At 71.2% G+C, this 24,633-nt stretch carries 25 protein-coding genes and 3 pseudogenes; 9 read left to right on the top strand and 19 right to left on the bottom strand.

Annotated features, from left to right (window positions below):
• Window positions 1–92: 92 nt before the first annotated feature.
• The gene (locus AB0M87_RS06480; protein ID WP_365850594.1) at window positions 93–1,682 is read right to left on the bottom strand and encodes an ATP-binding protein; all 1,590 of its coding nucleotides are present in this window, start codon (window positions 1,680–1,682) and stop codon (window positions 93–95) included.
• Between the two features lie 268 nt (window positions 1,683–1,950).
• Between AB0M87_RS06480 and AB0M87_RS06475 the strand changes: the two genes are divergently transcribed.
• From AB0M87_RS06475 to AB0M87_RS06465, 3 genes and pseudogenes are all read left to right on the top strand, one after another.
• Complete coding sequence (locus tag AB0M87_RS06475; protein ID WP_365850593.1) at window positions 1,951–2,328, top strand: nuclear transport factor 2 family protein; 378 nt, start codon at window positions 1,951–1,953, stop codon at window positions 2,326–2,328.
• 193 nt (window positions 2,329–2,521) lie between these two features.
• Window positions 2,522–2,644, top strand: a pseudogene (locus AB0M87_RS06470) (IS5/IS1182 family transposase); the annotation flags it as partial.
• Window positions 2,645–2,750: 106 nt separating this feature from the next.
• On the top strand, window positions 2,751–3,368 hold the full coding sequence (locus AB0M87_RS06465; protein WP_365850591.1) for a TOPRIM nucleotidyl transferase/hydrolase domain-containing protein: 618 nt from the start codon (window positions 2,751–2,753) through the stop codon (window positions 3,366–3,368).
• A gap of 82 nt (window positions 3,369–3,450) precedes the next feature.
• Here AB0M87_RS06465 and AB0M87_RS06460 read toward each other — a convergent pair whose 3' ends face one another.
• Window positions 3,451–4,389 (bottom strand): NADP-dependent oxidoreductase, encoded by a 939-nt coding sequence (locus tag AB0M87_RS06460; RefSeq protein WP_365850590.1) that lies wholly within the window; start codon window positions 4,387–4,389, stop codon window positions 3,451–3,453.
• A gap of 26 nt (window positions 4,390–4,415) precedes the next feature.
• Window positions 4,416–4,865: a MarR family transcriptional regulator gene (locus tag AB0M87_RS06455; protein WP_365850588.1), complete on the bottom strand. Its 450-nt coding sequence runs from the start codon at window positions 4,863–4,865 to the stop codon at window positions 4,416–4,418.
• A 371-nt stretch (window positions 4,866–5,236) separates the two neighbouring features.
• On the opposite strand from AB0M87_RS06455, the gene AB0M87_RS06450 reads away from it, so the two are divergent.
• Both AB0M87_RS06450 and AB0M87_RS06445 read left to right on the top strand, forming a co-directional pair.
• Window positions 5,237–5,776: a winged helix-turn-helix domain-containing protein gene (locus AB0M87_RS06450; protein ID WP_365850586.1), complete on the top strand. Its 540-nt coding sequence runs from the start codon at window positions 5,237–5,239 to the stop codon at window positions 5,774–5,776.
• Entirely contained in the window at window positions 5,773–7,056 is a 1,284-nt protein-coding gene (locus AB0M87_RS06445) for an MFS transporter (protein ID WP_365850584.1), read from the top strand. Before AB0M87_RS06450 ends, AB0M87_RS06445 begins: the two co-directional genes overlap by 4 nt.
• On the opposite strand, the pseudogene AB0M87_RS06440 reads toward AB0M87_RS06445, so the two are convergent.
• From AB0M87_RS06440 to AB0M87_RS06420, 5 genes and pseudogenes are all read right to left on the bottom strand, one after another.
• Window positions 7,057–7,330 (bottom strand): annotated as a pseudogene (locus tag AB0M87_RS06440) (transposase); the annotation flags it as partial.
• Between the two features lie 32 nt (window positions 7,331–7,362).
• A complete protein-coding gene (locus AB0M87_RS06435; protein WP_365850582.1) occupies window positions 7,363–7,554 on the bottom strand; it encodes a hypothetical protein in 192 nt (63 codons plus the stop codon).
• Window positions 7,555–7,787: 233 nt separating this feature from the next.
• Window positions 7,788–8,011, bottom strand: a pseudogene (locus AB0M87_RS06430) (endoglycosylceramidase); the annotation flags it as partial.
• An 18-nt stretch (window positions 8,012–8,029) separates the two neighbouring features.
• On the bottom strand, window positions 8,030–8,926 hold the full coding sequence (locus AB0M87_RS06425; RefSeq protein WP_365850581.1) for a hypothetical protein: 897 nt from the start codon (window positions 8,924–8,926) through the stop codon (window positions 8,030–8,032).
• A gap of 141 nt (window positions 8,927–9,067) precedes the next feature.
• A complete protein-coding gene (locus AB0M87_RS06420) occupies window positions 9,068–10,774 on the bottom strand; it encodes a chloride channel protein (RefSeq protein ID WP_365850964.1) in 1,707 nt (568 codons plus the stop codon).
• Between the two features lie 220 nt (window positions 10,775–10,994).
• Between AB0M87_RS06420 and AB0M87_RS06415 the strand changes: the two genes are divergently transcribed.
• Window positions 10,995–11,510, top strand: a complete 516-nt coding sequence (locus AB0M87_RS06415; protein ID WP_365850580.1) for a MarR family transcriptional regulator — start codon at window positions 10,995–10,997, stop codon at window positions 11,508–11,510.
• A 112-nt stretch (window positions 11,511–11,622) separates the two neighbouring features.
• Here AB0M87_RS06415 and AB0M87_RS06410 read toward each other — a convergent pair whose 3' ends face one another.
• The gene (locus tag AB0M87_RS06410) at window positions 11,623–13,701 is read right to left on the bottom strand and encodes a SpoIIE family protein phosphatase (protein WP_365850578.1); all 2,079 of its coding nucleotides are present in this window, start codon (window positions 13,699–13,701) and stop codon (window positions 11,623–11,625) included.
• Window positions 13,702–13,963: 262 nt separating this feature from the next.
• Window positions 13,964–14,416: a hypothetical protein gene (locus AB0M87_RS06405; protein WP_365850577.1), complete on the bottom strand. Its 453-nt coding sequence runs from the start codon at window positions 14,414–14,416 to the stop codon at window positions 13,964–13,966.
• Between AB0M87_RS06405 and AB0M87_RS06400 the strand changes: the two genes are divergently transcribed.
• Window positions 14,415–14,852, top strand: a complete 438-nt coding sequence (locus AB0M87_RS06400) for a hypothetical protein (protein ID WP_365850576.1) — start codon at window positions 14,415–14,417, stop codon at window positions 14,850–14,852. The two genes, AB0M87_RS06405 and AB0M87_RS06400, sit on opposite strands and share 2 nt — an antisense overlap.
• Before the next feature lie 40 nt (window positions 14,853–14,892).
• On the opposite strand, the gene AB0M87_RS06395 is transcribed toward AB0M87_RS06400, so the two are convergent.
• Window positions 14,893–15,858 (bottom strand): SDR family NAD(P)-dependent oxidoreductase, encoded by a 966-nt coding sequence (locus AB0M87_RS06395; protein ID WP_365850574.1) that lies wholly within the window; start codon window positions 15,856–15,858, stop codon window positions 14,893–14,895.
• Window positions 15,859–15,891: 33 nt separating this feature from the next.
• Window positions 15,892–16,419, bottom strand: a complete 528-nt coding sequence (locus tag AB0M87_RS06390; protein ID WP_365850573.1) for a DUF4188 domain-containing protein — start codon at window positions 16,417–16,419, stop codon at window positions 15,892–15,894.
• Window positions 16,420–16,497: 78 nt separating this feature from the next.
• On the opposite strand from AB0M87_RS06390, the gene AB0M87_RS06385 reads away from it, so the two are divergent.
• The gene (locus AB0M87_RS06385; RefSeq protein ID WP_365850572.1) at window positions 16,498–17,133 is read left to right on the top strand and encodes a MerR family transcriptional regulator; all 636 of its coding nucleotides are present in this window, start codon (window positions 16,498–16,500) and stop codon (window positions 17,131–17,133) included.
• A gap of 185 nt (window positions 17,134–17,318) precedes the next feature.
• On the opposite strand, the gene AB0M87_RS06380 is transcribed toward AB0M87_RS06385, so the two are convergent.
• Window positions 17,319–18,545 (bottom strand): MFS transporter, encoded by a 1,227-nt coding sequence (locus AB0M87_RS06380; protein ID WP_365850570.1) that lies wholly within the window; start codon window positions 18,543–18,545, stop codon window positions 17,319–17,321.
• A 171-nt stretch (window positions 18,546–18,716) separates the two neighbouring features.
• On the opposite strand from AB0M87_RS06380, the gene AB0M87_RS06375 reads away from it, so the two are divergent.
• Window positions 18,717–19,610: a helix-turn-helix transcriptional regulator gene (locus tag AB0M87_RS06375; protein WP_365850569.1), complete on the top strand. Its 894-nt coding sequence runs from the start codon at window positions 18,717–18,719 to the stop codon at window positions 19,608–19,610.
• 102 nt (window positions 19,611–19,712) lie between these two features.
• Here AB0M87_RS06375 and AB0M87_RS06370 read toward each other — a convergent pair whose 3' ends face one another.
• Genes AB0M87_RS06370 through AB0M87_RS06345 form a run of 6 tightly spaced genes read right to left on the bottom strand, consistent with a single transcriptional unit; the run spans window position 19,713 to window position 24,630 of the window.
• The gene (locus tag AB0M87_RS06370) at window positions 19,713–20,819 is read right to left on the bottom strand and encodes an alcohol dehydrogenase catalytic domain-containing protein (protein ID WP_365850568.1); all 1,107 of its coding nucleotides are present in this window, start codon (window positions 20,817–20,819) and stop codon (window positions 19,713–19,715) included.
• Entirely contained in the window at window positions 20,816–21,628 is an 813-nt protein-coding gene (locus AB0M87_RS06365) for a phytanoyl-CoA dioxygenase family protein (RefSeq protein WP_365850567.1), read from the bottom strand. The genes AB0M87_RS06370 and AB0M87_RS06365 overlap by 4 nt, the downstream gene beginning before the upstream one ends.
• Before the next feature lie 45 nt (window positions 21,629–21,673).
• Complete coding sequence (locus AB0M87_RS06360; protein WP_365850565.1) at window positions 21,674–22,408, bottom strand: glucose 1-dehydrogenase; 735 nt, start codon at window positions 22,406–22,408, stop codon at window positions 21,674–21,676.
• A 46-nt stretch (window positions 22,409–22,454) separates the two neighbouring features.
• Entirely contained in the window at window positions 22,455–22,871 is a 417-nt protein-coding gene (gene panD / locus AB0M87_RS06355) for an aspartate 1-decarboxylase (protein WP_365850564.1), read from the bottom strand.
• 56 nt (window positions 22,872–22,927) lie between these two features.
• Entirely contained in the window at window positions 22,928–23,434 is a 507-nt protein-coding gene (locus AB0M87_RS06350) for a flavin reductase family protein (protein ID WP_365850562.1), read from the bottom strand.
• Between the two features lie 5 nt (window positions 23,435–23,439).
• The gene (locus AB0M87_RS06345) at window positions 23,440–24,630 is read right to left on the bottom strand and encodes an acyl-CoA dehydrogenase family protein (protein ID WP_365850561.1); all 1,191 of its coding nucleotides are present in this window, start codon (window positions 24,628–24,630) and stop codon (window positions 23,440–23,442) included.
• Window positions 24,631–24,633 lie beyond the last annotated feature (3 nt).

Genomic DNA, 24,633 nt, shown 5'->3' with positions numbered 1-24,633 from the left:
GAGTTGTGGATCTTCAGCAGGATGTCGTCGTTCACGGGAGCGTCCTCGGGGAGCGGGCGGGCCGGGGCATGGACGGGTCGCGCAGGAGCCGGTCAGGACGTGGAGCGGGTGCGGCGCTCGCGCTGGGCTCGTACCGACGCCAGCAGGATCGTGTTCCAGTAGTCGATACGGTCCGCGCGGGCCTTCTCCCAGCGGCCCAGGCCGAAGCAGTCCTCGAGGAGGAGGTAGAGGAGTGTTTTGGTGACCGGCGCGTCGTTGGCGCCGCCGCGCCGGCCGTCGTTGAAGTCGTCCCGGTATTCGCTGTTGAGCAGGATGACGTTGTTCTCACGGTCGAGGTCGAAGAAGCGGTCCTCGCGGAACGAGGCCCAGGTGAAGGCGATGGGCTCCTCGCCCGGCTTCTCCGGCAGCTCCTCCTTGACGGTCCGCCTGATCCTCGGGTCCAGGCCCTTGCCGGGAGCGGTCACCGGCTTGCGTACGATCTCCGTCCGCTTCGCACCGTCGCGGTAGGCGGTCTCCGCGTCGGCGAGGTAGGTCTGGAACGGCGTCCCGGACGCGTCGACGGCCTTGTCCACGCCCAGCGTGAAGGCCGGTGTGACGGTGACGTCCTCCTTCTTGACGTCCAGGCTGAACACGCCGTTCGGGGTGGCAGGGAGGTCCACCGCTATCCGCGCCAGGTTGAGATGGCCCTCGGCGCTGCGCAGATCGTTCCAGCCGCCCGCCTGCACCAGGCGGTCGTTGCGGTAGAAGTAGAAGCCCTGCCGTTCGTTGAGCGCGCCGATCTGGCGGAAGCCGGCGTGCTTGGATTTCGCCGACCAGATGTGGGCGGTCAGCCGGATGTCTCCGGCGCCCTCCACGGGTGCGGTGAAGACGCGGGGGTAACCGGCCTTGCCCGGCACCGTGTAACCGAAGGGGTCCAGCGGTTCGACCGATATGTGGTCGACCTCCTCGCCCGGTCCGGCCGCGTGCCCACCGGCGTGCGTAGCGGTGGGCGTACCGACGTCTGTGCCGACGTCCCAGACGGCGATGTCCAGCTTCAGGCCGCGGGCCAGGAAACGGTGGAGGTAGAGGCCGAGGTGGGTCTCCAGGCGGGCGATCGCCTTCGACAGGTACTGCTCGCTCTGGCCGCGTGCCACGGTCTCGAAGGCGCGCACCCGGTCCCAGCGGACCACCGTGCCGTGCCACTCGATGATGCCGTCGTAACGGTCGACCAGGTCCTGTGCGTAGGCAGGTTCGACGGTGTCGCACCGAAAACCGTCCGCGACGCCTTCCGCGGTGAGCCGGCGGCCGGCTGCCCGGCTGCGCCGGGTACGGCTGACGACGGTGAGGGACTGGGCGTGCGAGAGGGACGCGGACTTGAGGCCGGTGCCGTACATGCCGAGTGCGCCTTCGCCGTACTCGCGCAGCCGCCCTACCGTCATCGCCGCGTTCAGGCCGGCGTCGTCCATGCCCGCGCCGTTGTCGACGATGAGGAGGGTGAGGATGCGGTCGGCGTCCCGCAGGAAGTGAACGACGATCTCGTCGGCGCCCGCGTCGATCGAGTTGTCGATCAGGTCGGCGACCGCCGCCTCGAAGCCGTAGCCCTGGTTGGTGAGCGCCTTGCCGTATCCGGCGTCGGGGGGCAGGCGGGTGCTGCCGATGGTGGGGACGTCGTACTGCCAACCGGCACCGGGCTCATAGGGCATGTGGTTCCTCGCGCACACGGAGACTGAGCCTGCGTGGGGGAGGAGCGGCCAGTCCGATCAGTCGTTACCGAATGTGAAGATACTGCAATGGGTGGGTGAAAGGTGCACGCTGAACCAATTTCTTTGTCTCCCGGCGCCCGAGCGCATCGGTTCGGGGCCCGGAAGGAGCGCGCAGGGATGCGCTGGGCTGCGGAGCCTCGGGCGGCGCTGTGCCTTTCCGATTGCGGGCCGGTCCGCTCTGTCAGAGGGTCCTGCCAGCATGACGGATATGGAACCTTCGGAGATCGTGCAGAAGTTCTGGGACCGCATGCAGGCCCGGGACTGGGAGGGCCTGGGCGAGCTGCTGGCCGATGACGTGGTGGTGGAGTGGCCCGTCAGCAGCGAGCGGATCGTGGGCCGCGACAACTTCGTGGGCGTCAACGCGGAGTACCCGGAGGGATGGTCGATCAAAACGCTGCGTACCGTGGCGGACGGCGATGCGGTCGTCTCCGAGGTGGAGGTCCCCCATGACACGTTGGGGGTCGACCGTGTGGTGTCCTTCTGGACGGTCCGGGACGGCAAGATCGTTGGCGGCCGGGAGTACTGGACGGAGCTGGGTGCGGACCCGTCGCCGGAGCGGCGGGCGGGGTACGTGCAGCGGATGTGAACCGGCCACCAATCGCCGGACCGGGATGCGAGAACCTGCGCAGGTATCAGAACTCGTCTCGTCCGGCCGACGATCGGCCGGTGGCCGGTGGCCGGTGGCCGGTGACCGGTGGCCGGTGACCGACGATCGGCCACCGGTTGTGGGGGTCCCGGAGGGCAGTGGCGTCGGATGAGCGGGGGCGCTCTTCCAGCGGGTGGAGCCCGAGCCGTCCGCGCGGCCGCGGGCCGGCGGCCGACTGCGGTACGGAGACCGGGAGATGCCAGCGGCGATCATCTTCGCGGCCACCTCGGGCTGCGCCTGGCGGCAGCATCCTCCTTTCGTCCGGACCGTCCGCCCGACTGCTCACGGCAAGACTCACCGCCGATCGACGCGTCGGCGGAAAATGCCTACCGTGACGGCCGGGAAGGGCGGAGACTCGTGCCGTGGCTGACATGGGGATGTTCCGGGAAGCGGTCATCGCCTGGGCGGCCGGTGCCCCCGGCGACCCCGCGCGCGAGCTGGCCGGGCGGCTGCCGGTCCGGGCGGCCGTCCTGTTGGAAGGGCCGAGCGACGTCGCAGCGGTCAGCGCGCTGGCCGCCATCCGCGGCCGGAACCTGGCGGCCGAAGGCGTCTGCCTCCTGGCGATGGGCGGTGCGATGAGCATTGGTCGCTTCACCCGCCTTCTCGGGCCACCCGGTCTGGGCCTGCGCCTCACCGGACTGTGCGATGAGGCCGAGCGTCGCTACTACGCCCGCGGCTTGGAGCAGGCCGGTGTGGCGGACCAAGGGTTCTTCGTCTGCGTGGCGGATCTGGAGGACGAGCTCATCCGCGCGCTGGGCGTGTCACGGGTGGAGGAACTCGTGCTGGCGGAGGGCGACCTGCGTGCCCTGCAGACCTTCCTGCGCCAGCCCGCACAGCGTGGCCGCTCCCCACAGCAGGCGTTGCGGCGCTTCCTCGGCACCAAAAAGGGACGCAAGATCCACTACGGTCGCGTTCTCGTCGAGGCCCTCGACGCCGACCGCGTACCTGCGCCGCTCGAAGACCTGCTCACCAGCGCCTGACCGCTGGGCGATGTCCATCCCGGCAGAGCAACCCCGGGGAGCGGGGCCTCGCTCGGACTCGCCGCCTGCGGATCAGGGGAGATCAGGGGATCAGGACGATCTTGCCGTGAGTGTGGCGCTGTTCGAGGACGGCGAAGGCGTCGCCGGTTCGGTCGAGGGGGTAGGTGGCGGCGATCGGGATCTCGATACGGCCGCTCACCACGAGATCGGCCATCTCGGTGAGAACCTCCCGGCTGGAACCGTCCTCGCTGCCCGCGCTCCTGGTGCCGAATCGCGCCGCCTGCTCGAACGAGATGATCGTTTCTATCCGGTCCGGTGGGACGCCCAGATCAATGGCGAGTTGGATGTACTCGGGTCCGAAGAGGTCGATGAAGGCGTCGATCCCGTCCGGTGCTGCCCCGGTGAGGTCCGCGGCGAGCCGGTCGCCGTAGGGGACGGGGGTGGCCCCGTGCGCGGTCAGCCAGGACGCGTTGGCCGGGGAGGCGATGCCCAGGACGTGGGCGCCCCGCACCCGGAGCAGTTGGACGACGATGCTGCCGACTCCTCCGGCCGCGGCTGACACGGCGACGGTCTCGCCGGGTTTCGGGGCGACCGCGTCGACGGCGGCCCAGGCCGTGCAGGCCGCGACGTAGAGGCTGCCGGCCACGGCCCAGCCGAGCGCTTCGGGTTTGCGGATCAGCTGGGTCGCCGGGACGGCGACATGGGTGGCGTGGCTGGAGCGCCGCCACGAGTAGCCCAGCACCTCGTCGCCGGGCGCGAAGTCGGTGACGCTCCTGCCCACGGCGGTCACGATGCCGGCGAGGTCGCTGCCCTGCCCGGACGGGAAGGTGGCGGGGAACCGGTCGTGCAGCGCGCCGGTGCGGATGGTGGCCTCTCCGGGGTTGATGCCCGCGGCCCGGACCTCGACGAGGACCTCGTCGGCGGCCGGTCGGGGCATGGGGATGTCGGCGACGTACAGCACGTCGCGGTCACCGTAGCGGTCGAAGCGCACGGCTCGTGCTGGTCGTTGCTCGGCTGGCATGTCAGCTCCTCTTGGGCAGTCGGCGGTCAGGGCGCTTCCTGGGAACCGGCCTGGTGGGGTGTGGCGGCGCGCAGGGTGGTGAGCGCGGCGGCGAGGTGGCCCAACGCGGTCTGGGACAGGGGGGCGGCCAGTCGCGCGGCGAGCTCCTGGTCGAAGATCCGGCCGGCCGACCGGGTCAGCTCCGCGCCCTCGGTGGTGAGTTGGACGATCGAGGAGCGGCGGTCGTTCGGATTGGGCTGCCGCGCGCACAGGCCCCGCTTCTGCAGGCGGTCGACGGCCTGGCTCGCGCCGCCGATCGTGATGGACAGGGCGGAGGCGATGTCGTTGACCCGGCAGTCCGGCGTGCGCTCCACGACGAGCATCACATCGAGGCTGCCCAGCGGCAGGTCCCCATCACGCCGGAGCCGGGCGTCGATCTCGTTCCACAGGTCGGTCTCGAAGCGCACCAGGTCGTCGAACAACTGCCGCAGATCCACGCCGTCTCCTCCTGCATGTGCATTACCTCTAATTAGATTAGCACTAATGCATGTTGGGGCGAGCGGCTTCCCGCGCACGCACGCCGGCCGCTGAACCCAACACCTGCACACCACGACGGAGTCGCCCCATGGACGTCACCGACAAGGTCGCCCTGATCGCCGTCACTTCCTCCGGCATCGGCACGGCAACGGCCCGCGCAGCCGCCGATGCCGGAGCGCCGGAAAGGCACGGCGACCAGGGCGATCGCCGAGCGCCTGCCACGCTCGGCCCGGCTCGACGGGGACCACATCGACAAGCTGATGGTGGTCGGTTGCGAGAGTGCGCAAGAAACCCCATTGCTCAATGGTCAAGAATCGTTGACCATTGAGCAATGCCTGCCGATGAACTTCCCGAGACGTTCCACGTCACCACTGACGAGCAGCTACGCGCTCTCTCCAATCTCACGCGTCACCGGATTATGGCCGTGCTCCGCTTCGAGCCCGCGACGATTACGCAGATCGCCGAGCGAGTGGGCCTTGCGAAGGGGAGTTCCAGCTACCACGTGCGGCTGCTCGAGCGGGCCGGCCTGGTGAAGGTGGTGCGGACGCGGAAGGTGCGGGGGGTCACCGAGCGGTACTACGCGATGGCGGCGGCGGCGATCGTGCTGCCGGATCCGGGGGTGGGGCAGCCGGATGTGCTGATGCGGCATGCGGTGGCGGACCTGGAAGCAGCGCCGGGGGATGGCGAGCGGCACGTACGGATGGTGCATCTGCGGCTCACCGGTGAGCAGTTCACCGAACTGGGGGCGCGCCTGCAGGCACTGGCGGACGAGTACCGGGAGCTGTCCGATCCGTCACTGCCGGACGCGTCGCTCGCCTTCGCGCTGTTCAGGCCGGCGCCGCGCCAGCAGGCCGAAGGTGACGCCAAGTGATAGCTGACGTAAGGAAGTTGCCGACCGCGTTCGGGCGACTGTGGACCGCGCAGACGGTGTCCTCGCTCGGTGACGGGGTGACGCATGCCGCGTTGCCGCTGCTCGCCTTGACGTTGACGCGGAATCCGATGGCGCTCGCCGTCGTCACGGCCGCCGGGACGCTGCCGTGGCTGCTCTTCGGGATACTCGGCGGTGCGCTGGTGGACCGCTGGGACCGCCGGCGCACGATGTGGGTCGCGGACGCGACCCGTGCGGCAGTGCTCGCGATACCGGTGGCGGCGGCAGCGCTCGACGTGCTGAGCATCCCACTGCTCGCGGCCATCGCCTTCCTGCTCGGCCTCGGCGGACTCTTCTTCGACACGGCCGGCACGGCCTATCTGCCGGATCTGCTCGGCCGCGACCCCGCGCTTCTGGAGCGCGCCAACTCCCGCCTGCGCAGCGCCCAGACCGCCATGTCCGGCTTCGCGGGGCCGCCCGCGGGCAGTGCACTGCTCGCGCTCGGCCGGGCGGTTCCGCTGCTCACCGACGCGGTGTCGTTCGCGCTCTCCGCACTGCTCGTACGGTCGCTGCCCGCCGCGCCCCCGCCTACCGGAGGCATCCGCGAGTCGCTTCTTCGGCAGGCGCGGGCCGGGGCCTCGTACGTCTTCCGGGATCGGTTGCTGCTCGGGCTTGCGCTCCGTCCGGCGGTCGGGAACATCGCCTTCCTCGCCGTGGAGACCGTACTCGCCCTCTTCGCGCAGGATCGGCTCGGCATCGACACCTTCGGCTATGGCCTGCTCCTCACGGCGGAGGCCACCGGCGGCCTGCTCGGCGCGGGCATCGCCTCCTCCCTCGGCCGACGACTCGGCACCGGGACCGCGCTGACCTGCACGGCTGCGGTCGAGGGACTCGCCATCCTGGGGCTTGCCGCCGCCCCGAATCCGTGGGTGGCCGGCCTCGCGCTCTCCTTCTGCGGGGCGGGCATGGGCGCCACGATGGTGCTCGGGCCCTCCCTCCGGCAGGCGATCGTCCCCGCCCACCTGATGGGCCGGGTCGCCTCCACCTCCCGGATGCTCGCCATGTGCGCCGCCCCGTTCGGCGCCTTCCTCGGCGGCTGGCTGGCCACCACGTACGACGTACGCACCCCTCTCTACGCCGCCGCCGGCCTCCTCCTCACCATGACCGCCGTCACGGCGACCATGGCCGGCAACCGCCGGGTCGAGGCAGCGCTGCGGCACGCTGCCTCGGCCGACGGCCCAAGTCACCCGGAATCCGAGCTTCCCGAACCACTACAGTCGTGATCACCGACGGGTGCTGCTGGACGCAGACGGGGGCTGAGTAGTTGGCCAGGTCACCATCGCGGCCAGGACTGCGGCCCCTCGGTGGACGACGGCAAAACGTGTCGTAGCGGGTGCACAGCCCTCGCGACTGCTCGAGCTGGTTGAAGGACCGTTCGACCACGTTGCGTCGTTTGTACGTCTCGGTGTCCAGGCGCGGGGGCCGCGCACCCTTGCTGCCTTCACAGGTCCGGTTGGCCTGCTGATCAACGTGCTCCGGGATCACGACCCGGATGCCCCCGAGCCCTGGCGAACCGACTGCGCGCCGCGTCAGAGAATGTCGAGGTCCAGGTCCAGCAGGTTGTGTTCGCCGCCCTCCTCATGGTGGCCGCCCCAGTTCGGGTGGGCGGTCGCCGTCTTTTGGGTGGGAACTGCCGCCGCCTGAGCGGCAGTGATGAGCGGCAACGCCACGGCAAGGGTGAGCACGGCCGTGGCGGCGCTACGACGAAGCATGATCTTCATGGGGGATCTCCTTGATCCGTTGGGGACGAGATCGACGCTAATCAGCCGTGCCGCCCCTGTCGTCCGGAGAGATGCGCGACTACTGCAAAAGGACGCAGAGGCCGCCGCCCGTGCCGCATGGGCGAGGGGCGTCATCGAGCCGGAAGCTGAGATCAAGTACCGGCGGCTGCTGGCCTACCTCGGCGCCCCCGGCGGCAGGCGGCGTGCCCCCACCCCGCTGTCGGGCCGGTCCGCTACTTGACCGAGGAGGCGGCCCGCGAGCCCGGTTCGGCGCGGGCCGCGTTCAACAGGGCGGCGGACGGAGCCGTCGCCCTGTTCGTGACCAGCGCGTAGTGCAGAGTCCCCTTGGCCGGTGCGGTGAGCAGGAGGAGCGGCGGCTGCCGGGGCCGCCCGGCTCAGGAGCCGCGGCGACCGGAGCCGTCTTGGGATACGCAGGCGGGCCGGCCGCCGTCCCGAGGTGTCTCGGGCCGCTCGATCAGTGATGCGGCCGTCGGCGAGCCAGTACCGCGGCGATCACCAGCAGCAGTGCGCCACCTGCCGCGTACCGGACGACCGAGGAGCGCCTCCTGGTGAGTCCGTGAGGGGAAGGGGGTGTGGGTTCGGCCGAGGCGGGGGCCGGCGACCGGCGAGCGCTTCCCGCTTCGCGTACGGGCTCCGCGCTTCGGGCCCGCGGTCCGGGCGTGAACTGCCGTACGACGGCCGGGTTCTCGACGACGATGGACGATGCGCTGTCCTTGAGGTGCGAGCGGGGGACGAAAGCGGAGGCTTTCAGCACATCACCGGCGAGCATGGTGAGTCCGGTCCCGGTGGAGCTCCATGGCCTGTACCAGCACCGCTCGCCCGAGATCCGGACGTATTCGGGGGCGTGCCAGGTGCGCGCGTCGTTCATGACGGCCGGGGTGTCGACCGTGGTCCGTCGCCTCGTCGGCGTCAGAAGGGTGCCGAAGGCCGGTTCGGCGATGCCCGCCGGCTCGGCAGAGTCCGGTCCCGCAGGGGTCGGCGGCAGGCCGTCGGAGTGGACTTCGTTCGGCGTGACGGGCGACCGCGAACCGGGGATGAGGTGGTGCTGCTCCGGGGTCGGCCGGCCGTTGCCGTCGGACGGGCGCACCGAGTGGCCGTGCCCCGACTCCTCCGTCCTGCTCGGAGCCGGGATACCTGCCGGGTACCACCCGCTGTCGCTGCCGTCCGCTCCGATGAGGAGCGCGGTCGGGTGGTAGTCCACGGGTGTGAACGCGCTGGGTGTGTGCAGCGCGACGTGGTAGCCCTGCCCGGCGGGTGCGCCGCCGCCGGCCATCGCCCTGTCGCGCTCGGTGGGAGCGGCGGTGGGGCACATGGCACAGGCGGTCACGGAGAGAAGACTGGTGCGACTCATGACCGGCACGTTAAGCACACGATCTACGGCTCGCCGGGGTGTCGAGTGCGGTCGGGCACGAACGCACTCCGCATGGGTGCACGGGGGTGCGCCGGATGGCGGCTGCCGGCCTGCCCGTTCTCCGACGCGGCCCGGCCGGGGTCAGGGGTGCGGGGCGGAGCTCGGCTGGTTGGCGGTGTTGTGGTCGAGGGCGGTCAGGACGCTGCGGTGACTGACCCAGCCGATCAGGTGGGTGCGGTCCTCGTCGAGTACGGGCAGGGCCTGGCTGTCGGCACCGGCGAGGGCCTGGAGGGCTTGGTCGAGGGCGGTGCCGGGGGTGAGGGCGTGGGGGAGGTGGGCGACTTTGCCGACAGGGGTGGTGGTGTGGGTGTCGTCGGCGAGGGTTTCGGCGACGGTGCGGGCGGTGGCGATGCCGCGATAGGCGCCGTCGGCGGCCAGCACGGGCAGGGTGCCGTACGGGGAGCGGGCCAGGGCGGGGGCGGCCTGAGCGAGCGGGGTGTCATCCGTGAGCGGGGTGGGCGTGGGTTCCATGGCGTCGTGGACGGTCAGTGCGGCAGCCGGGGTGCCCGGAGTGGGGGCGTCGATGTCGACGCCGCGGCGGCGCAGTTTGGCGGTGTAGATGGTCTCTGCGGTGAGCAGGCGGCTGACGCCGGTGGCGAGGGCGATGGCGGCCATGAGGGGCAGGATGATCGTGTACTCGCCGGTGAGTTCGAAGAGGATGATCACCGCGGTGATGGGGGCGCGGGCGGAGCCGGCGAAGACCGCTCCCATGCCGATCAGACCGTAGGCACCGGCGGGGCCGGCCAGGTGGGGCAGGACGTGGTGGGCGGTCTGGCCGAAGGCGGAGCCGAGCATGGCGCCGATGAACAGACTGGGGGCGAACACACCGCCGGAACCTCCGATCCCGATGGTGAGGGAGGTGGCAATGATCTTGCCCGCCAGCAGCGCGAGCAGGAACAGCAGCGCGTAGCGGCCGGTCAGGGAGTCGTGCAGGACCGGGTAGCCGACGCCGTACATCTGGGGCAGCACCAACAGCAGGCCGCCGAGCAGGAGACCGCCGACCGCGGGGCGGGCCCACTCCGGGCCGCGCCAGACCGTGTCGCAGGCGTCCTCGATGCGGTAGAGGACCTTGCTGAAGGCGACGCCGACCACCCCGGCGAGCACGCCGAGCAGTGCGAACAGCGCGTACTGGGTGAGGTGCTGGACGTGGAAGGGCGGCAGGTGGAGGAAGGGGGCGTTGCCGAAGGCGGCACGGCCGATGACGCTGGCGGTGACCGACGCGAGGACGACCATGCCGAAGGCTTCGGCGGTGAAGTCCCGCAGAACCAGTTCCATGGCGAAGAAGACCCCGGCCAGCGGCGCGTTGAAGGTGGCCGCGATGCCGCCGGCCGCGCCGCAGGCCACCAGGACGCGCATGCGGTCCTCGGCGACCCTGATCCAGCTGCCCAGAGTGGAACCGAGGGCGGAGCCGATCTGCACGATCGGCCCTTCGCGGCCGACCGAGCCGCCGCCGCCCATGCACAGCGCGGAGGCGAGCGCCTTGACGGCGGCGACCTGCGGCGGGATGCGTCCGCCGCGGCGGGCGACGGCGTACATGACCTCCGGCACGCCGTGCCCGCGGGCCTCCTTGGCGTACCGGTGGACCAGCGGGCCGTAGACCAGTCCGGCCAGCACCGGGGCGGCGAGCACGAAGTAGCGGCCCAGCCAGGGCAGATGGGGATTGGCGGCGTGACCGGCGGCCGAGTAGTCGGCGTGTCCCGACAGCAGCAGCGTGAAGGTCTTGATCAGCCAGCGGAAGACCACCGCCCCGCCCCCGGCCCCCGCGCCGACCAGCAGCGACAGGGCCAGCAGACCACCTTTGGACTCGCGCAGCGCGCTCCAGGCCCGCCGCAGGCCGCGCTGGGTCGCCAGCGGCTGGACCGGTACGGCGCTCTCGGTCGCGGGGGCGGGTATGGCAGACGTGACTGCATCACTCATACCATGCATTATGCAAACTTTGCCCGGTGCATGAAACAGCGGGGTGGCCTCGCCGTCCGTTCGGCCCCCTGGATCGGGTAGAACTGCACTCATGTCCGAAGCGAAACCCGCCCCGGCTCACACCGACCCCACCGACCCCACCGAGATGGTCGCCGCGGTCGTCACCGCTTCCCGCGTGCTGGTCGCCGTCTCCGCGCGCTCACTGGCGGCGGTGGAGGAGACCCTCACCGTGCCGCAGTTCCGGATGCTGGTGGTGCTGGAGGCCGGCGGCCCGGTCAACCTTTCCCGGCTCGCCGAGCATCTGGCGGTCAACCCCTCCACCGCCATGCGCATGGCCGACCGGCTGATCGCCGCCGGCACGATGGAGCGCACCAGCGACCCGGCCGACCGCCGCGCGGCGAAGCTGGCCCTCACCCCGGCCGGGCAGCGCGTGGTCCACCAGGTGACCCGGCGCCGACACCAGGAGATCACCGGGATCGTCCAGGCCATGCCCGTCGAGCGGCGCGGCGCCATGGTCGAGGCGCTGCAAGCCTTCGCCGACGCCGCGGGGGAACCGCAGATCGACCCCGACGCCTACGGCGGCCTGCTGCTGCCCGGGTGGAGCTGACCGGCTTACCGGCCGGTGTCGTACCCGTTCGCCGTCGAGCCGGCCATGGCGCTCAGGGCAGGCCCGCGCTCTTCGGCGATCCGCACCTGCCGGTGACCGCGGCCCGGGGCTCTCAGGAGATTTCGCACCAGACGGTCTTGCCGCTGCCCTGCGGCTCGACTCCCCAGGCCGACGCGAGCTCCTCGAGGAGCATGAGGCCGCGGCCGGAGGTCGACAGTGCGGGGGCGGCCCGGCGCTGCGGGGAGGCGGACGAGGTGTCGGTGACGGCGATGCGCAGGACACGGCCGCCGTCACTGACGGGTCTGGCTGTCAGCGTGGCGCGGCCCTCGGTGTGCAGCAGGGCGTTGGTGGCGAGTTCGCTGGCCAGGAGTTCCGCGGTGTCACTGAGCGGGACGAGCGACCAGCGGTGCAGCGCCGCGCGCAGGGCGAGCCGCGCGGCGTGCAGCGAAGCGGGGTCGTTGCGGCTGAAAGCGGCCTGGAACTGCGGCGCCCGGGCGTGCTTTCCCCGCCTCCCCAGCGCACGCCGCACGATCAGCAGGGCCACGTCGTCCTCCCCGCCCGTGTAGCCGTCCATGGTGTGGAGGAGATGGTCCGCCAGGGCATGGGGACGCCGGGGCGCTGTGCGGAGCGCGTCCAGGAGATGGGCGCGCCCCTGGTCGATGTCCTGGTTGCGTGCCTCGATGAGTCCGTCGGTGCACAGCAGCAGGGTGGAGCCCGGTTCCAGGACGGTTTGCACGGCCGGATACGCGAGCTGGGCGTCCGGGGCGGCGAGACCGAGCGGCAGCCCGCCGGGGGAGTCGAGCCAGACGCTGCTGCCGTCCTGGCGGCGCAGCACCGGCTCCAGGTGCCCGGCGCGCACGATGGTGGTCAGTCCCGTACGGGGGTCGAGCAGGGCGAGGAGGCAGGTCGCGAAGCGGTCGGTGTCCAGCTCGGCGAGGAAGGCCGAGGCGCGGGACAGGACGGTCGTGGGGGAGTGCCCCTCGGCGGCGTAGGCACGGAGGGCGATGCGGAGCTGCCCCATGACGGCGGCGGCTGTCACGTCGTGGCCCTGGACGTCGCCGACGACTACCGCGATACGGCCGTCGGGCAGGGTGAGGGCGTCGTACCAGTCGCCGCCGATGCCGCCCTGGGCTCTGGCCGGCCGGTAGCGGGTCGCCAGTGCGAGACCGGGCACCTGCGGCAGATGCCCGGGCAGCATGGCCGACTGGAGCCCGGTGGCGAGCTCGTGCTCCTGGTCGTAGAGGAGGGCCCGTTGCAGCGACTGGGCGATGACCTTGCCCAGGGCCGTCAATACGGTCCGCTCGTCGTGCGTGAAGCGCCCTTTGCCCTCATAGGTGAGCCCCAGAGCACCGATGGGGGTGCGGTGGGCGATCAAGGGGAGGTAAACGGCGGCTGTGGCCTCGGAGAACATCTTCAGATACGGCCGCATGCTCGGATATCGCGCCACGAACTCCGAGCGGCTGGTGATGAAGACGGCTCGGCGGGCCCGGACCGCGTCGGTGAGCGGCAGGGGCTGGCTGAGGCGGGACAGGTGGAAGTCGCGGACGAGGTCCTCGGAGAGGCCGTTCGAGCCGGCCAGTCGCATGCGGCCGTTGTCGACCAGGCCCAGCACGATGCTGGCGGCGTCGAGCTGGGCGAGCAGCAGCGTGGAGGTGAGGGCCTCCGCCACGTCGTCCACCGTGACGGTGGGCGCGAGCGCGTCGCTGACATGGCCGACGATGTCGGCCTGGCGGCGGCGGTCGTTCCTGACCCGGCGCAGCTGTTCGGTCTGGTCGATGGCGCGCAGCTCCTGGCTGGCGTCCCTGATGATCCCGATGACCCGGACCGGGCGCCCCTGCGCATCGCAGACCACGTGGCCCTGGGTGTGCGTCCAGCGCAGCCACCCGTTACGGTGCCGCACGCGGAAGTAGAGGCTGAAGCTCGACCGGTCCCGCAGCGCCTGATCGACTTGCTCCTGGATCCCCGGCACCTCGTTCGGCAGCATCCGCTCGCCGAGGGTGCTGAGGCGGCCGTCGAACTCACCGGGCCGGAAGCCCATCACGGCCATGCCTGCCTGGTCGTACTGCATGATGCCGCTGGTCAGGTCCCAGGTGAAGCTGCCCATGCCGTTGGCAGCCAGGGCGACGTGCGCGGCGGCCCGGGGCTCGCCGCTCGGGCCGGTCCCGCCGGTGCGTTCGCCGAAGCGATCCATCGACTGCCTCCTGGCTCGCACAGATGTGTCGCGTCCCGTTCGGCGACAGCCGGGATTGCCGCGTCAGGCGTGGCCACACTCACCATTCTGCGGGGCGTTGAGCGCCCGCGCCCGTCATGCCTGTTTCCGGTCTGCCCGGCGACCGGCAGCCGACGTGATCAGTCCCGCCCCCACCCGGTCGCCCGCGCCCGTCATGCCTGTTTCCGGTCTGCCCGGCGACCGGCAGCCGACGTGATCAGTCCCGCCCCCACCCGGTTCTGGTTCAGTGGCCGTGGGCCTTCACCATGGCGTCGACCGCCTTGATGACGACGTCGGGACGATCGGCCGGAATGTCGTGCGAGCTTCCCTTCGCGATCACGAGATTCCGGTTGGCCGCGGCCTTCGCGAACTGTGCCTGCGCGTCTCGCCACAGCTGCGCGTCCTGAGGCGTATCGAATGGCGTCTTCGACGACGCGATCACGGTCGCCGGGACGTTCCGCGGCCAGGAAATCCCGTGGTAGGCGTGGCGCGTCGGGCCGAATTCGTCCGCGGTGGCCAGCAGCTGGCGGGTTTCCTTCGTTGCGGGCCTGCCCTTGAGCGCGGAGATCTGCGCCTCGTTCGCGGCGACGTATTTCGCTGTTTCACGGTCCGTATAGAAATTGGGCAGGCCGGCATCGACGAGCAAGGCGCCGGATATCCATGGAGGCGGACCGTTCGGGCTCTTCGCCGCCATCATGATGCCGATCTTCGGGCTCGTCCTCTACGCCACCAGCCGCCGTCCGCGTCTGGCGGTGAACGCCGCGGGGCTGTCCTACGCCACCGACCTGTTCTCGGAGGACCGTACCGACATCCCCTGGGAGGACATCCTGTCCATCGGCCTCCTCCACAAGGCCTGTCTGCTGAGCGGGGACAGCGCGGAGAACATCGAGAACATGCTGCTGATGCGCCTGCGGGAGGGTGTCACTCCGCCGCTGCCGTCCCGGGTGGCGGACGGGCAGCTCGAAAAGCTGGGGTACCACCCGATCGGCACCCTCGGGGAGTTCGGCGCCGACCCCGTGCTGCTGCGCGAGGCCGTGCACCGCTTCTCCCCGGTCCGCTACCACACCAACGCCGAACTCCTCGACCTCGACCCGCGCCTCATCCCGCTGGGGCAGCCCGGGGCCTCGCCGTGACGTGCGGCGTTCACTCGACTCGGGCCGGCAGCCGCTTACGTCATCCTGCGGACGACACCGCATCGACGCCGGTGAGTTCGGCTGACAGCTCCCACAACCGTGCGGCCCGCTCGGGATCGGCGGCCCAGGCGCTCACCCCACTGCCCAGAACCGTGTCCTTCGCGGCGGGCTCGGCGATGTCACAGTCTTCGCAGTACACGCCACCCATGCCGTCCAACTGGGGGGACGTCGCGGCCCATACCTGAGTGGCGGCGCCCTGTTCGGGCGTCTTCCAGCCGCTGTTCGTCGGGCTGTCACCGATCGCCGTTGACAGTTCTGCCAGCTCCTCCTCGGACATGTGCCGGGCCAGCTGTGTGCGGATGGTTCCCGGGTGCAGTGAGAACGCCCGCACCCCGGCGTCACGGCCCAGCGCGTCCAGACGCAGGGCGAACAAGGCGTTGGCCGTCTTCGCCTGCCCGTAGGCCTGCCATTTGTCATAGCCGTGTTCGAAGTGCACGTCGTCCCAGTGGATGTCCGACAGCTGGTGTCCGTTGGAGGACACCGAGACCACCCGGGCACCACCTCGCACGATGGCCGGCCACAGCCGGTTCACCAGCGCGTAGTGACCGAGGTGGTTGGTGGCGAACTGGGCCTCCCAGCCCGGGCCGACCCGCCTTTCCGGGCTGGCCATGATCCCGGCATTGTTGATCACCATGCCGATGTCCCGGCCCGAGGCGAGGAACAGCTCGGCGAAGGACCGCACGCTCTCCGGATCCGTCAGATCCAGCTCCGCCACCTCGACGCCGTCGATCCCGCTCACCGCCTCCTGAGCCGTGGTGCGGCGCCGGGCAGGGACGATCACATGCGCCCCCGCGCCGGCCAGGGCCCGTGTCGTCTCCAGGCCCAGCCCCGAATAACCGCCGGTCACGATCGCGAGCTTGCCGGACAGGTCGACGCCTCGCAGAACGTCGCTCGTGGTGCTCCGGGCTCCGAACCCGGTGTTGATCCTGCGCTGCTGAGTGGTCATGGAGGAAACGTACGAATGAGAGCGCACTCGAAGTCAAGCGGAGGAGGTGGAACTGCGCCTTTGCCTCTCCACAGCCGCGCTCGCCAGTCGCTGCGCCGCCCGCTCCCCGCGCCGGCCCGCGGGCTCGACTCCCCACGCCGCACCCAGACCGGTCGGCGGCATGTCGCAGTAGACCGACTCGTACGAACCGGCCGGGACGATGTACGTCTCGTGCCAGATCCCCACGCCGCCCTTGCTGCCCCGCACGCGGCGGTTGAACGCCGCCCACGCGGGGTGATGCCGCCCGCCCCGGTCGGAGGCGTAGGCGAGCAGCTTTTCGCGCGACTCCCAGTACTGCACGACTCCGTACACCCGGGGACCGCCACCCAGCCCCCGAAGGCCCAGCAGCCCGCTGTCAGCGTTCCGCGAGAGCTCCTTGAGCATGCGGGGCATCGCGGCCAAGGCCGGCAGCCAGTGGCGTACGGCGCGCCAGTGGTTGATCCGCATCCCGATGAGGAAGACGACCACATCGCCCTCCGCGGCGGCCGTGACCCGTCGCCCGGGAGTCGGTGCCATACCCATGAGATCACCCGTTTCCGATGGGACAGCGGCGCTATCCATGCTTGGATAGTTCCACTGTCCGATGGGAGGCGCAACAGCATGCGGCTGGCGAAGCTGAGCGAGCGCAGCGGTGTGTCCACCGCCACGATCAAGTACTACCTGCGCGAAGGGCTGCTCCCGCCAGGACGCAGGGTCTCCGCCACCCAGGCCGAGTACGGCGAGGACCACCTGCGGCGGCTGCGTCTGGTGCGGGCGCTGATCCAGATCGGCGGGGTCCCGGTGGCTGCCGCGCGCGAGGTCATCGCTGCTGCGGAGGACGAGTCACTGGACCACTACCTGCGGCTCGGCGCGGCGACCCGGGCGCTGCCCTGCACGGAGGCGCCCGCCGAGGACGACCCGGCGGTGAAGACCGCACGCCGCTCGGTGGAGGCGCTGCTGGAGCGGCTGGGCTGGTCATCCGACCCCGGCCTGGACATGCCCAACCCCGCCCACCAGCGGCTCATCGACTCGGTCGCCGCTCTGGTCCGGCTCGGCTACCCCTGCGACACCGAGCAACTGCTGCCGTACGGGCAGCTGGCCGCGCAACTGGCAGTCACCGACCTCGACATCGTCGAGGAGCAGCCGACCCCGACCGGGCAGATCGAGGCAGCCGTCGCCCTTACGGTGCTGTATGAACCGGTGCTGCTGAGCCTGCGGCGGATGGCCCACGCGCAGGAGTCGGCCCGGCGGTTCTGATGCGCATTCAGCGGATGCGCGCCATGGCCGAGTCCGGAGCGGCGCTGGTCGCCGCCGCGGGCGATCGCGGTTTCGCTCCGCTACCTCGGACGATCGGTGCGAGCGGAGACGTACGGTACGGCGGCACTGCCTCTGTCCGGCCGGGGCACGTCCCGGGTGGAGAGAGGCAGGTGGTGTCGTTCCCGTCAGTCGCGGTAGCGGGCGCGGCCCACCGCGGCGGCGAGTGTCAGCGGGACCGTCAGGATCGCGGCCGTCAGGAAGAGGCGCTGGTAGGCGTGGTGTTCGGCCGGCACGGCCGCGAGGGCGCTCGCCAGCGCACTCCCCACATACAGAGCCAGGCCGAACATCGCGACACCGGTGGCGCGGGCGCTGGGGGACAGGGCGGTCGCCCAGGACTGGATCGTCGAGTGCATGAACGACCAGCCGCCGCCCAGCAGTAGCGCGGTCACCACCAGCGCCGGGATGGACCTGCTCGCCGCAGCGAGGCCGAAGGCCGCGGCCATCTGGACACCGCCGGCCACGATGAGCCGCACCGGCGTCCACCGGCCGACCAGCCGCTTGACCAGCTGGGCCGCCCCCATCGAACCGACGCCGTACAGGGCGGACACCGCGCCCGCCAGCGTGGCCGATGCGCCCTGTGCCTCCAGAGCCGGCGCGACATACGTCAGGAAGCCGAGCAGCACGGCGCCCTCCAGCATCGCGACGGCCATCACGTACCACTGCCACCGTGAACGCAGGACCACGCGGATCGGGGCGAGCAGTGAACCGGCCACCGGGCGGGCGGGCTCCGGCAGCCTGCGCAGGGCGACGGCCAGATACACGGCCAGCAGCCCGGGGAGGGCGAACACCAGGCGCCAGCTCACATAGTGGGCCAGGGCTCCGGCGACCACCGTGGCCACCGCGGTACCCAGGGCGAACGCGGTCATCAGCTCACTCAGCGGCCGTTGCCGGACCGCCGCGGGGACGGTGTCCCCGACATAGGTGATGGACGCGGCGATGGACGCGGCGAAGAAGGCGCCGGCCGCGGCGCGCGCCACGACCAGTGCCGGAGCGTCCGGCGCGAGTGCCGAACACAGTGAGGCGAGCGTCGCCCCGCCGAGCGAGACCCGCATCACCCGCACCCGGCCGATGCGGTCGCTGGCCAGCCCCCAAACCGGCTGCATCAGGCCGTAGCACAGGAAGTACCCGCTGGCCGCGAGCATCACGGTCGGGAGCGAGGCACCCAGTTGGGTACCGATCAGCAGCAGCATCGGGGTGATGCAGAAGCGGTCGAAGTTGCTGACGAAGCCGGCGGTGCGCAGCAGTCGCAGTGAGGCGGCGGGCAGCCCGGTGACCGGCCCGGCGGCGTCCGACGGCGCGGTACCTGGAAGGGCGGTGCCGGGTGAGGCGGGGCCGCTGACGGGGGTGTCCACGAGATGCTCCTTAGGCTGGTGTGCCGGCCTTCCCCGACCGGCACTTTCCAGCCCATCACCCACGGCGGAGGCGGCCGGTCCTCAGCCGGTTACCCTTTCTCACACCCTGCCGGGCGCTCCGCGGTGTCGGAGCGGGGGACGGAATGCCTGCTTGAAGGAGGACCCACGGGGATGCGTGGCGGGGAACCCACGGAGAACGCGCGGCCGGGCGGCTCTTCGGTGCGTACCCGGGCCGACGGCCCTCGCCGGGAACTGGGAGCCTTCCTGCGCTCGCGGCGGGAGCGCCTAACCCCGGACGAGGTGGGGCTGCCCGGTTCGCCGAGGCGCCGCACCCCGGGCCTGCGACGCGGCGAGGTGGCCGAGCTGGCCGGGATCAGCAGCTCCTGGTACGCGTGGCTGGAGCAGGGGCGGGTCCGCACGACCGAGCAGGTGCTGCGCGCCGTGGCGCGTGCGTTGTCGCTGGACGGGGACGAGACCGCTCATGTGCTGTCGTTCGTGGAGCGCGGCACGCCGGCCGGACAGCCGCCGGGCTGGGTGTCACCGAACCTGCTGTCCCTGGTGCAGGCGTTGGCGCCGAACCCGGCGGTGGTCCTGGACCCGCACTGGGACATGCTTGCCTGGAACACCGGCTACGCAGCGCTGCTGACCGATCCGGCGCGGCTCACGCCCAAGCAGCGCAACCTGCTGTGGCTGGTGTTCCGCTGGCCGCCCGCCCGGACCCTGCTCGCGGAGTGGGAGCCGGAGGCCAGGAGTCTGCTGGGCCAGTTCCGGGCGAAGGCGGCCCGCCACCCCGACGACGTCCGGTACGCGGAGATCACCGACGAGCTGCTGACCGACCCGGACGCGGCCCGGTGGTACGGCGCCCGGGAGACGGCGGCGTTCCATCCCGCCGTACGGCACTTCAGACACCCCGCGGCGGGCGACCTCCGGCTGCGGTACGTCAAGCTCGCCGCGGTGGACGAACCGGGCCATCACTTCCTGGCCTACCTGCCCGACGACGCGCAGACGGAGACGGCGCTGGCGGGCCTCGCGGGTCCGTACGGCGGGCGGGGGCAGTCGGCCTGACGGCCGCCGGTCCGGTGACCGGGGGCCCAGGTGGCTCGCCGCCCCGCCCGGGCGCCGCGCTCAGCGCCGTGCGCGGACCCGGGCCTCTCCGCCGACCGGTTGTCAGCCGGTCAGCACCGCCTTCATCACCGAGCCCGCGGCCACCGCGGTCAGCGCCTCGGCGTGCTCCGCCAGGGGGAAGGACGTCACCAGACTCGCGAGGTCGAAGCGCGCCGTCAGCGCGGGCAGCAGCCGTACGTACTCGACCAGATGAGCACCGGTAAAGGCCCAGGAGCCGATGACGTCGAGCTGTCGGTACACGATCTGGTGCGGGTTGACGGGGGTGTCCCCGGCGTCGGTGTACTGGCCGATGATGAGGTAACTGCCGCCGCGTCGTGCCAGGGTGAGGCCCTGACCCACGGCCGCCGGCACTCCGGCGCACTCGATCACGAGGTCCGCCCCGGCCCCGCCGGTGGCCGCCCGCGCCTCGCGCAGGATCTCCTCGGGGCCGGCGGCGCCGGTGATGTCCAGGTGTACGTCACCGATACCGGCCGCGGCGGCCTGCGCCAGGCGCCCGGCGGGCCCGCCGACCACGATGACCTTCGCCGCGCCTGCCAGTTGGGCGAACGCCGCGGCGGCGAGACCGACCGGTCCGCTGCCCTGCACCACCACGACCTCCCCGAGCCGTACCGGCCGGCGCTCGAACAGCGCGTGTGCGACGGTGGGCCCGGCGCAGGCCAGGGACATGGCGGCGAGCGGATCGATGGTGTCGGCGAGTTTCACCACGGTGGTGCCTGGCTGCAACACGATGTGGTCGGCCCAGGAGCCGGACAGCTCCGGCCCGTCGGCGAGTGAACGGTTGACGCCGTAGGTGCGTCGTTTCTCGCACAGCGTCGGTTCCCGGTGCAGCCGGCACGGCTGGCAGACGCCGCAGGCGACGGAGGACGCCCACATCACCGTGTCCCCGGCGGCCAGCGGTGCGCCGGCGGCATCCTGGTGGTCTCCGGCACCCAACTCGCGTACGACCCCCAGGCCTTCGTGACCAAGGACCAGCGGCACGGGAATGTCCAGATGGCCCTGGCACAGGTGCAGGTCGGTGCCGCAGATCCCGCCGTAGCCGCAGGCGACGATCATGCCGCCGTCGGGAGCCGGTGGGAGGCCGAAGGTACGCAGGCGCAGCGGTTCGCCGAACTCCTCCAGGACGACGGCGCGCCCGGTGCCGGCCGTCATGCCGTCACCGTTTCGAGCGTCTGCGAGAACGGCACCGGCAGGGCGCGCAGCGGCTCGGTGTCCCGGCACACGACGTGCGCGGGACGGGCCTCGCCGGACGGGCGCGGCAGATTGGCCGTGTCGTTGTAGGTGGCGATGAGCAGCCGACGGGTGAACGGTGACATGTTGGGTGCCGAGCCGTGCACGATCTCCGGCGAGAAGAGGACCACGGAGCCCGCCGGGCCCTTGGGGCTCGTCATACCGTGGCGGTCGACGTGCTCGGCGAGCTGCTGCGGGGTCAGCGATATGTCATCGGGGTCCAGGTGCTGGTCGGACCTGGCGGAGTCCGCCCGGCCCTCGCGGACGAGCCCACCCTGCTGGGAGCCGGGCAGGAAGATGACCGGCCCGTTGAACTCGGTGACGTCGTCCAGGAAGACGCCGACGTTGACCTGCCGGGGGGCGGGCAGCCCGTCGGCGAGACGCCAGGCCAGGTAGTCCTGGTGCCAGGCCCACTTGTCGCCGCCGAAGGCCGGCTTGGCGTTGATCTTGAATTGGTAGATGTAGACGTCGTCGCTGAGCAGCTGCTGGACGGGGTGGAGGACCCGCGGATCGCGGATGAGGCCGGCGTACTCCGGCTGCCGCTGGTGCGAGGAATACACCGCACGGACCTCCTTCCCGCCCTCCTCGGTCACGACCTGGGGGCCGGGAACCCTGCTGTCACGCTCGAAGGCGGAGCGCAGCGCCGCCACCTCTCGCTGGTCCAACAGGGATTCCAACAGGAGGAATCCGTTGGATCGGTAGTGGTCGACCTGGACCTGGTTCAGTCGCATGCTGGTGCTTCTCCTGAGAATGAGGGAGGAATCGATGGATGGCCGTCAGCCCATGAAATGGCCGCCGTCGACGATGAGTTGCTGTCCCGTGACATAGCCGCTGCGGGCAGTGACCAGGAACTCGAGGGCGTCGGCGATGTCCGCCACGGTGCCGAGCCGCCGTTCGGGGATGGTCTCCAGAACGGCTGCCCGCCGGCTCGGCTCGTCGAGCCGGTAGCGCTCGGTGACCTCCTGGGTGTCGGTGAACCCGGGGAGCAGGGCGTTCACCCTGATGTGCGGGGCCAGTTCGAGGGCCATGCACTTGGTGAGCTGGAGCAGTCCCGCCTTGCTCGCGCAGTAGTTGGCACCGTCCGCTCGCGGCCGGATGGCCGTGGTGGAGGCGACGTTGACGATGCTGCCCCCGCCCGCGGCGGCCATGGCGGGTGCCAGTGCCCGGCTGAGGCGGAACGGGCCGGACAGATTGGTGGCCAGGACTGTGTCCCAGTCCTCCCCGGTCATGGCGAGGAAGGGCCGGTCGCGGTTGACACCGGCGTTGTTGACGAGGACACCGGGAGCGCCGTGCTCGGCGGTGATGCGGGCGCACACGGAACGGATCTCGTCGGGGCGCGTGACATCGCAGCGCAGCGCCTCGATCCGCCCGTCACCGGCTCGTACGGTCTGCTGTGCGGCGTTCTCGTCGCCGCGGTAGAGGGCGACGACTTGGTGGCCGAGGGCGGCGAGGCGCAGGCTCAGCGCCTGTCCGATACCCCGGGTGCCGCCGCTGACGACGGACATGGTCATGGTGACTCCTGACGTGGCCGCTTCGCGAGACGGCCCTGGGTCGAGGTCAGTCGGCGATCAGGTCGCCGCGCATCAGGCCGGATCCTTCGGGCACCGCGGCCGGGTCGCCACCGATGTCCATGACGGTGTTCCGCTCGTCGACGAAGACGACGCTGGGGACGAACGTGGTGGCCTGCTCGTCCTTCATGGCGGCGTAGGCGATGATGATGACCCGGTCGCCCGGGCTGATCAGCCGGGCCGCGGCACCGTTGATGCCGATCACGCCGGAACCGGCCCGGCCCTCGATGACATAGGTGGACAGCCGGGACCCGTTTTCGATGTCGACGATGTCGACCTTCTCGCCGGGGAGCAGGTCGGCCGCCGCCATCAGGTCGGAGTCGACGGTCAGCGAACCGACGTAGTGCAGGTCGGCCTGGGTGACGGTGGCACGGTGGATCTTCGACTTCATCATGGTGCGGTCCACGGTGTTCCTCGCTTCGGATGGTTGATGAGGGGTCGTGCGGTCGAGCGGTGCGGTGGTCAGGACGGCCAGGTGGCATAGCGGCGCATGCCGTAGAGCAGGGGCGGCTCGCTGTCGGCCGGCGCTGCCAGGTGGGTGCGCAGCACCTCGGCGATGACGACGGTGTGGTCACCGGCCGCGGTGAGACGGGTGACCCGGCACTCGGCGACGGCATGCGCGTCGTCCGGCAGGACCGGCAGGCCGGTGCCCGGCGATGGCAGCCAGGGGACGCTCGTGAAGCGCTGAGCGGCCGGCCCGGCGAACGCCTCGGCGGCGCGCCGTCCGGGGCCGTGCAGGAAGTTGACGGCGAAGGCGCCGCGTGCGGCGATCACCGGCAGGGTGCTGCCGGACGTCGAGGCACACAGCAGGAGCTGCGGCGGATCGAGGGAGACCGAACACAGGGCGGTGCAGGTGAAGCCGTGTGGCGCGCCCCGGTCGTCGCTGGTGGTGACGACGGTGACGCCGCTGGGGTGGGCGCCCATCAGGGCCCGGAACGCGTCGCGGGTGACAGCCGTGTCGTGGGCCACCGGGGTTACCACGAGAAGGCCCGGGCGTCGTAGAGGTTGACGCCGACGGCTGCCTTGCCGAGGTATTCCAGGCACTCGCGCGGTTTGGCCGGCATCACATGGGCGAACGCGCTCTCACGGACGAGGCGTTCCAGTGGGTGACTGCGGCTGACGGCCGCCGAGCCGCAGATGCGTACCGCGTCCTGCGCCAGTTGCGGCCCGACCTCGCCGACGACGTACTTGGCGGCGTGCACCGCGGCGTTCGCCTCCAGACTGCCGCGTTCGGCGTCGACCAGATCACCCGCCTCGTGGACCAGCGCGCGGGCCGCCCTGAGCCGGGCGGACATCCGGCCGAGCTCCTGCTGGATGACCGGCGACGCGGCGCGGGCCGGGTCGGCGGTGACGTGGTCGGTGGCAATCCGGAACAAGGCCTCGGCGATGCCCAGATAGGCACCGGTGTACCCGGCGATCATCCAGTGCGGTTCGCGTACGACCTTGAACAGCGACATGCCCTCGACGCCGAGGTACAACCGGGAGCGGGGCACCGTCACCGCGTCCAGCGTCATCGGGGCCGTGCTGGTGCCGTACATCGCCGACATGCTGTGCACGGCGCCGAAGGAGACACCGGGGTCATCGGCGGCGACGACGAAGTGCGACACGTCACCGGTGTCCTCGACGCCGTCGTCGGCGGCGGCCGCGACGACGTAGTAGTCGGCGGCGCCGGCCAGCGACACGAAGGACTTCCTGCCGTTCAGGACGTAGCTCTCGCCGTCGCCGGAGAGGCAGTAGCGCGTGCTCATGCCGCGGAGCTTGGCACCACGGCCCGTCTCGGACGTCGCGGAGGCGAACAGTTTGCGCCCGTGGACGACCTCGTTCAGCATCCAGCTGCGGAACTCAGCAGCAGCAGGTGGCAGTTGAGCGCCCGCCGCGTCGGCCAGCGCGCCGATCACGACGTTGTGCATGTTGAATCCGAGGGCCGCGGCGCCGTTGTGGGCGCCGAGTTCGGCCAGCACCCGCCAGTAGGCGCCGAAGCCGAGGCCCGCGCCGCCCGCGTCACGCGGAGCGAGCAGTGCGAGGAGGCCGGATGCGCGCAGGACGTCGTAGGTCTGGTGGCCGTCGGAGCGGCCGGCGTCCACGTCCGCGGCGAGAGGGGCCAGGGCCGCACCCGTCTCGGCGGCGTGTTTCAGGATGTCGTCAAGAGATGTCGGCAGCGTCATCGA

Origin of the sequence: Streptomyces sp. NPDC051320, from assembly GCF_040682175.1 — a bacterium.
Taxonomy (GTDB): domain Bacteria; phylum Actinomycetota; class Actinomycetes; order Streptomycetales; family Streptomycetaceae; genus Streptomyces.
Note: the sequence above shows the minus strand (reverse complement) of the source record. Positions and strands in the feature narration are given on the sequence as shown.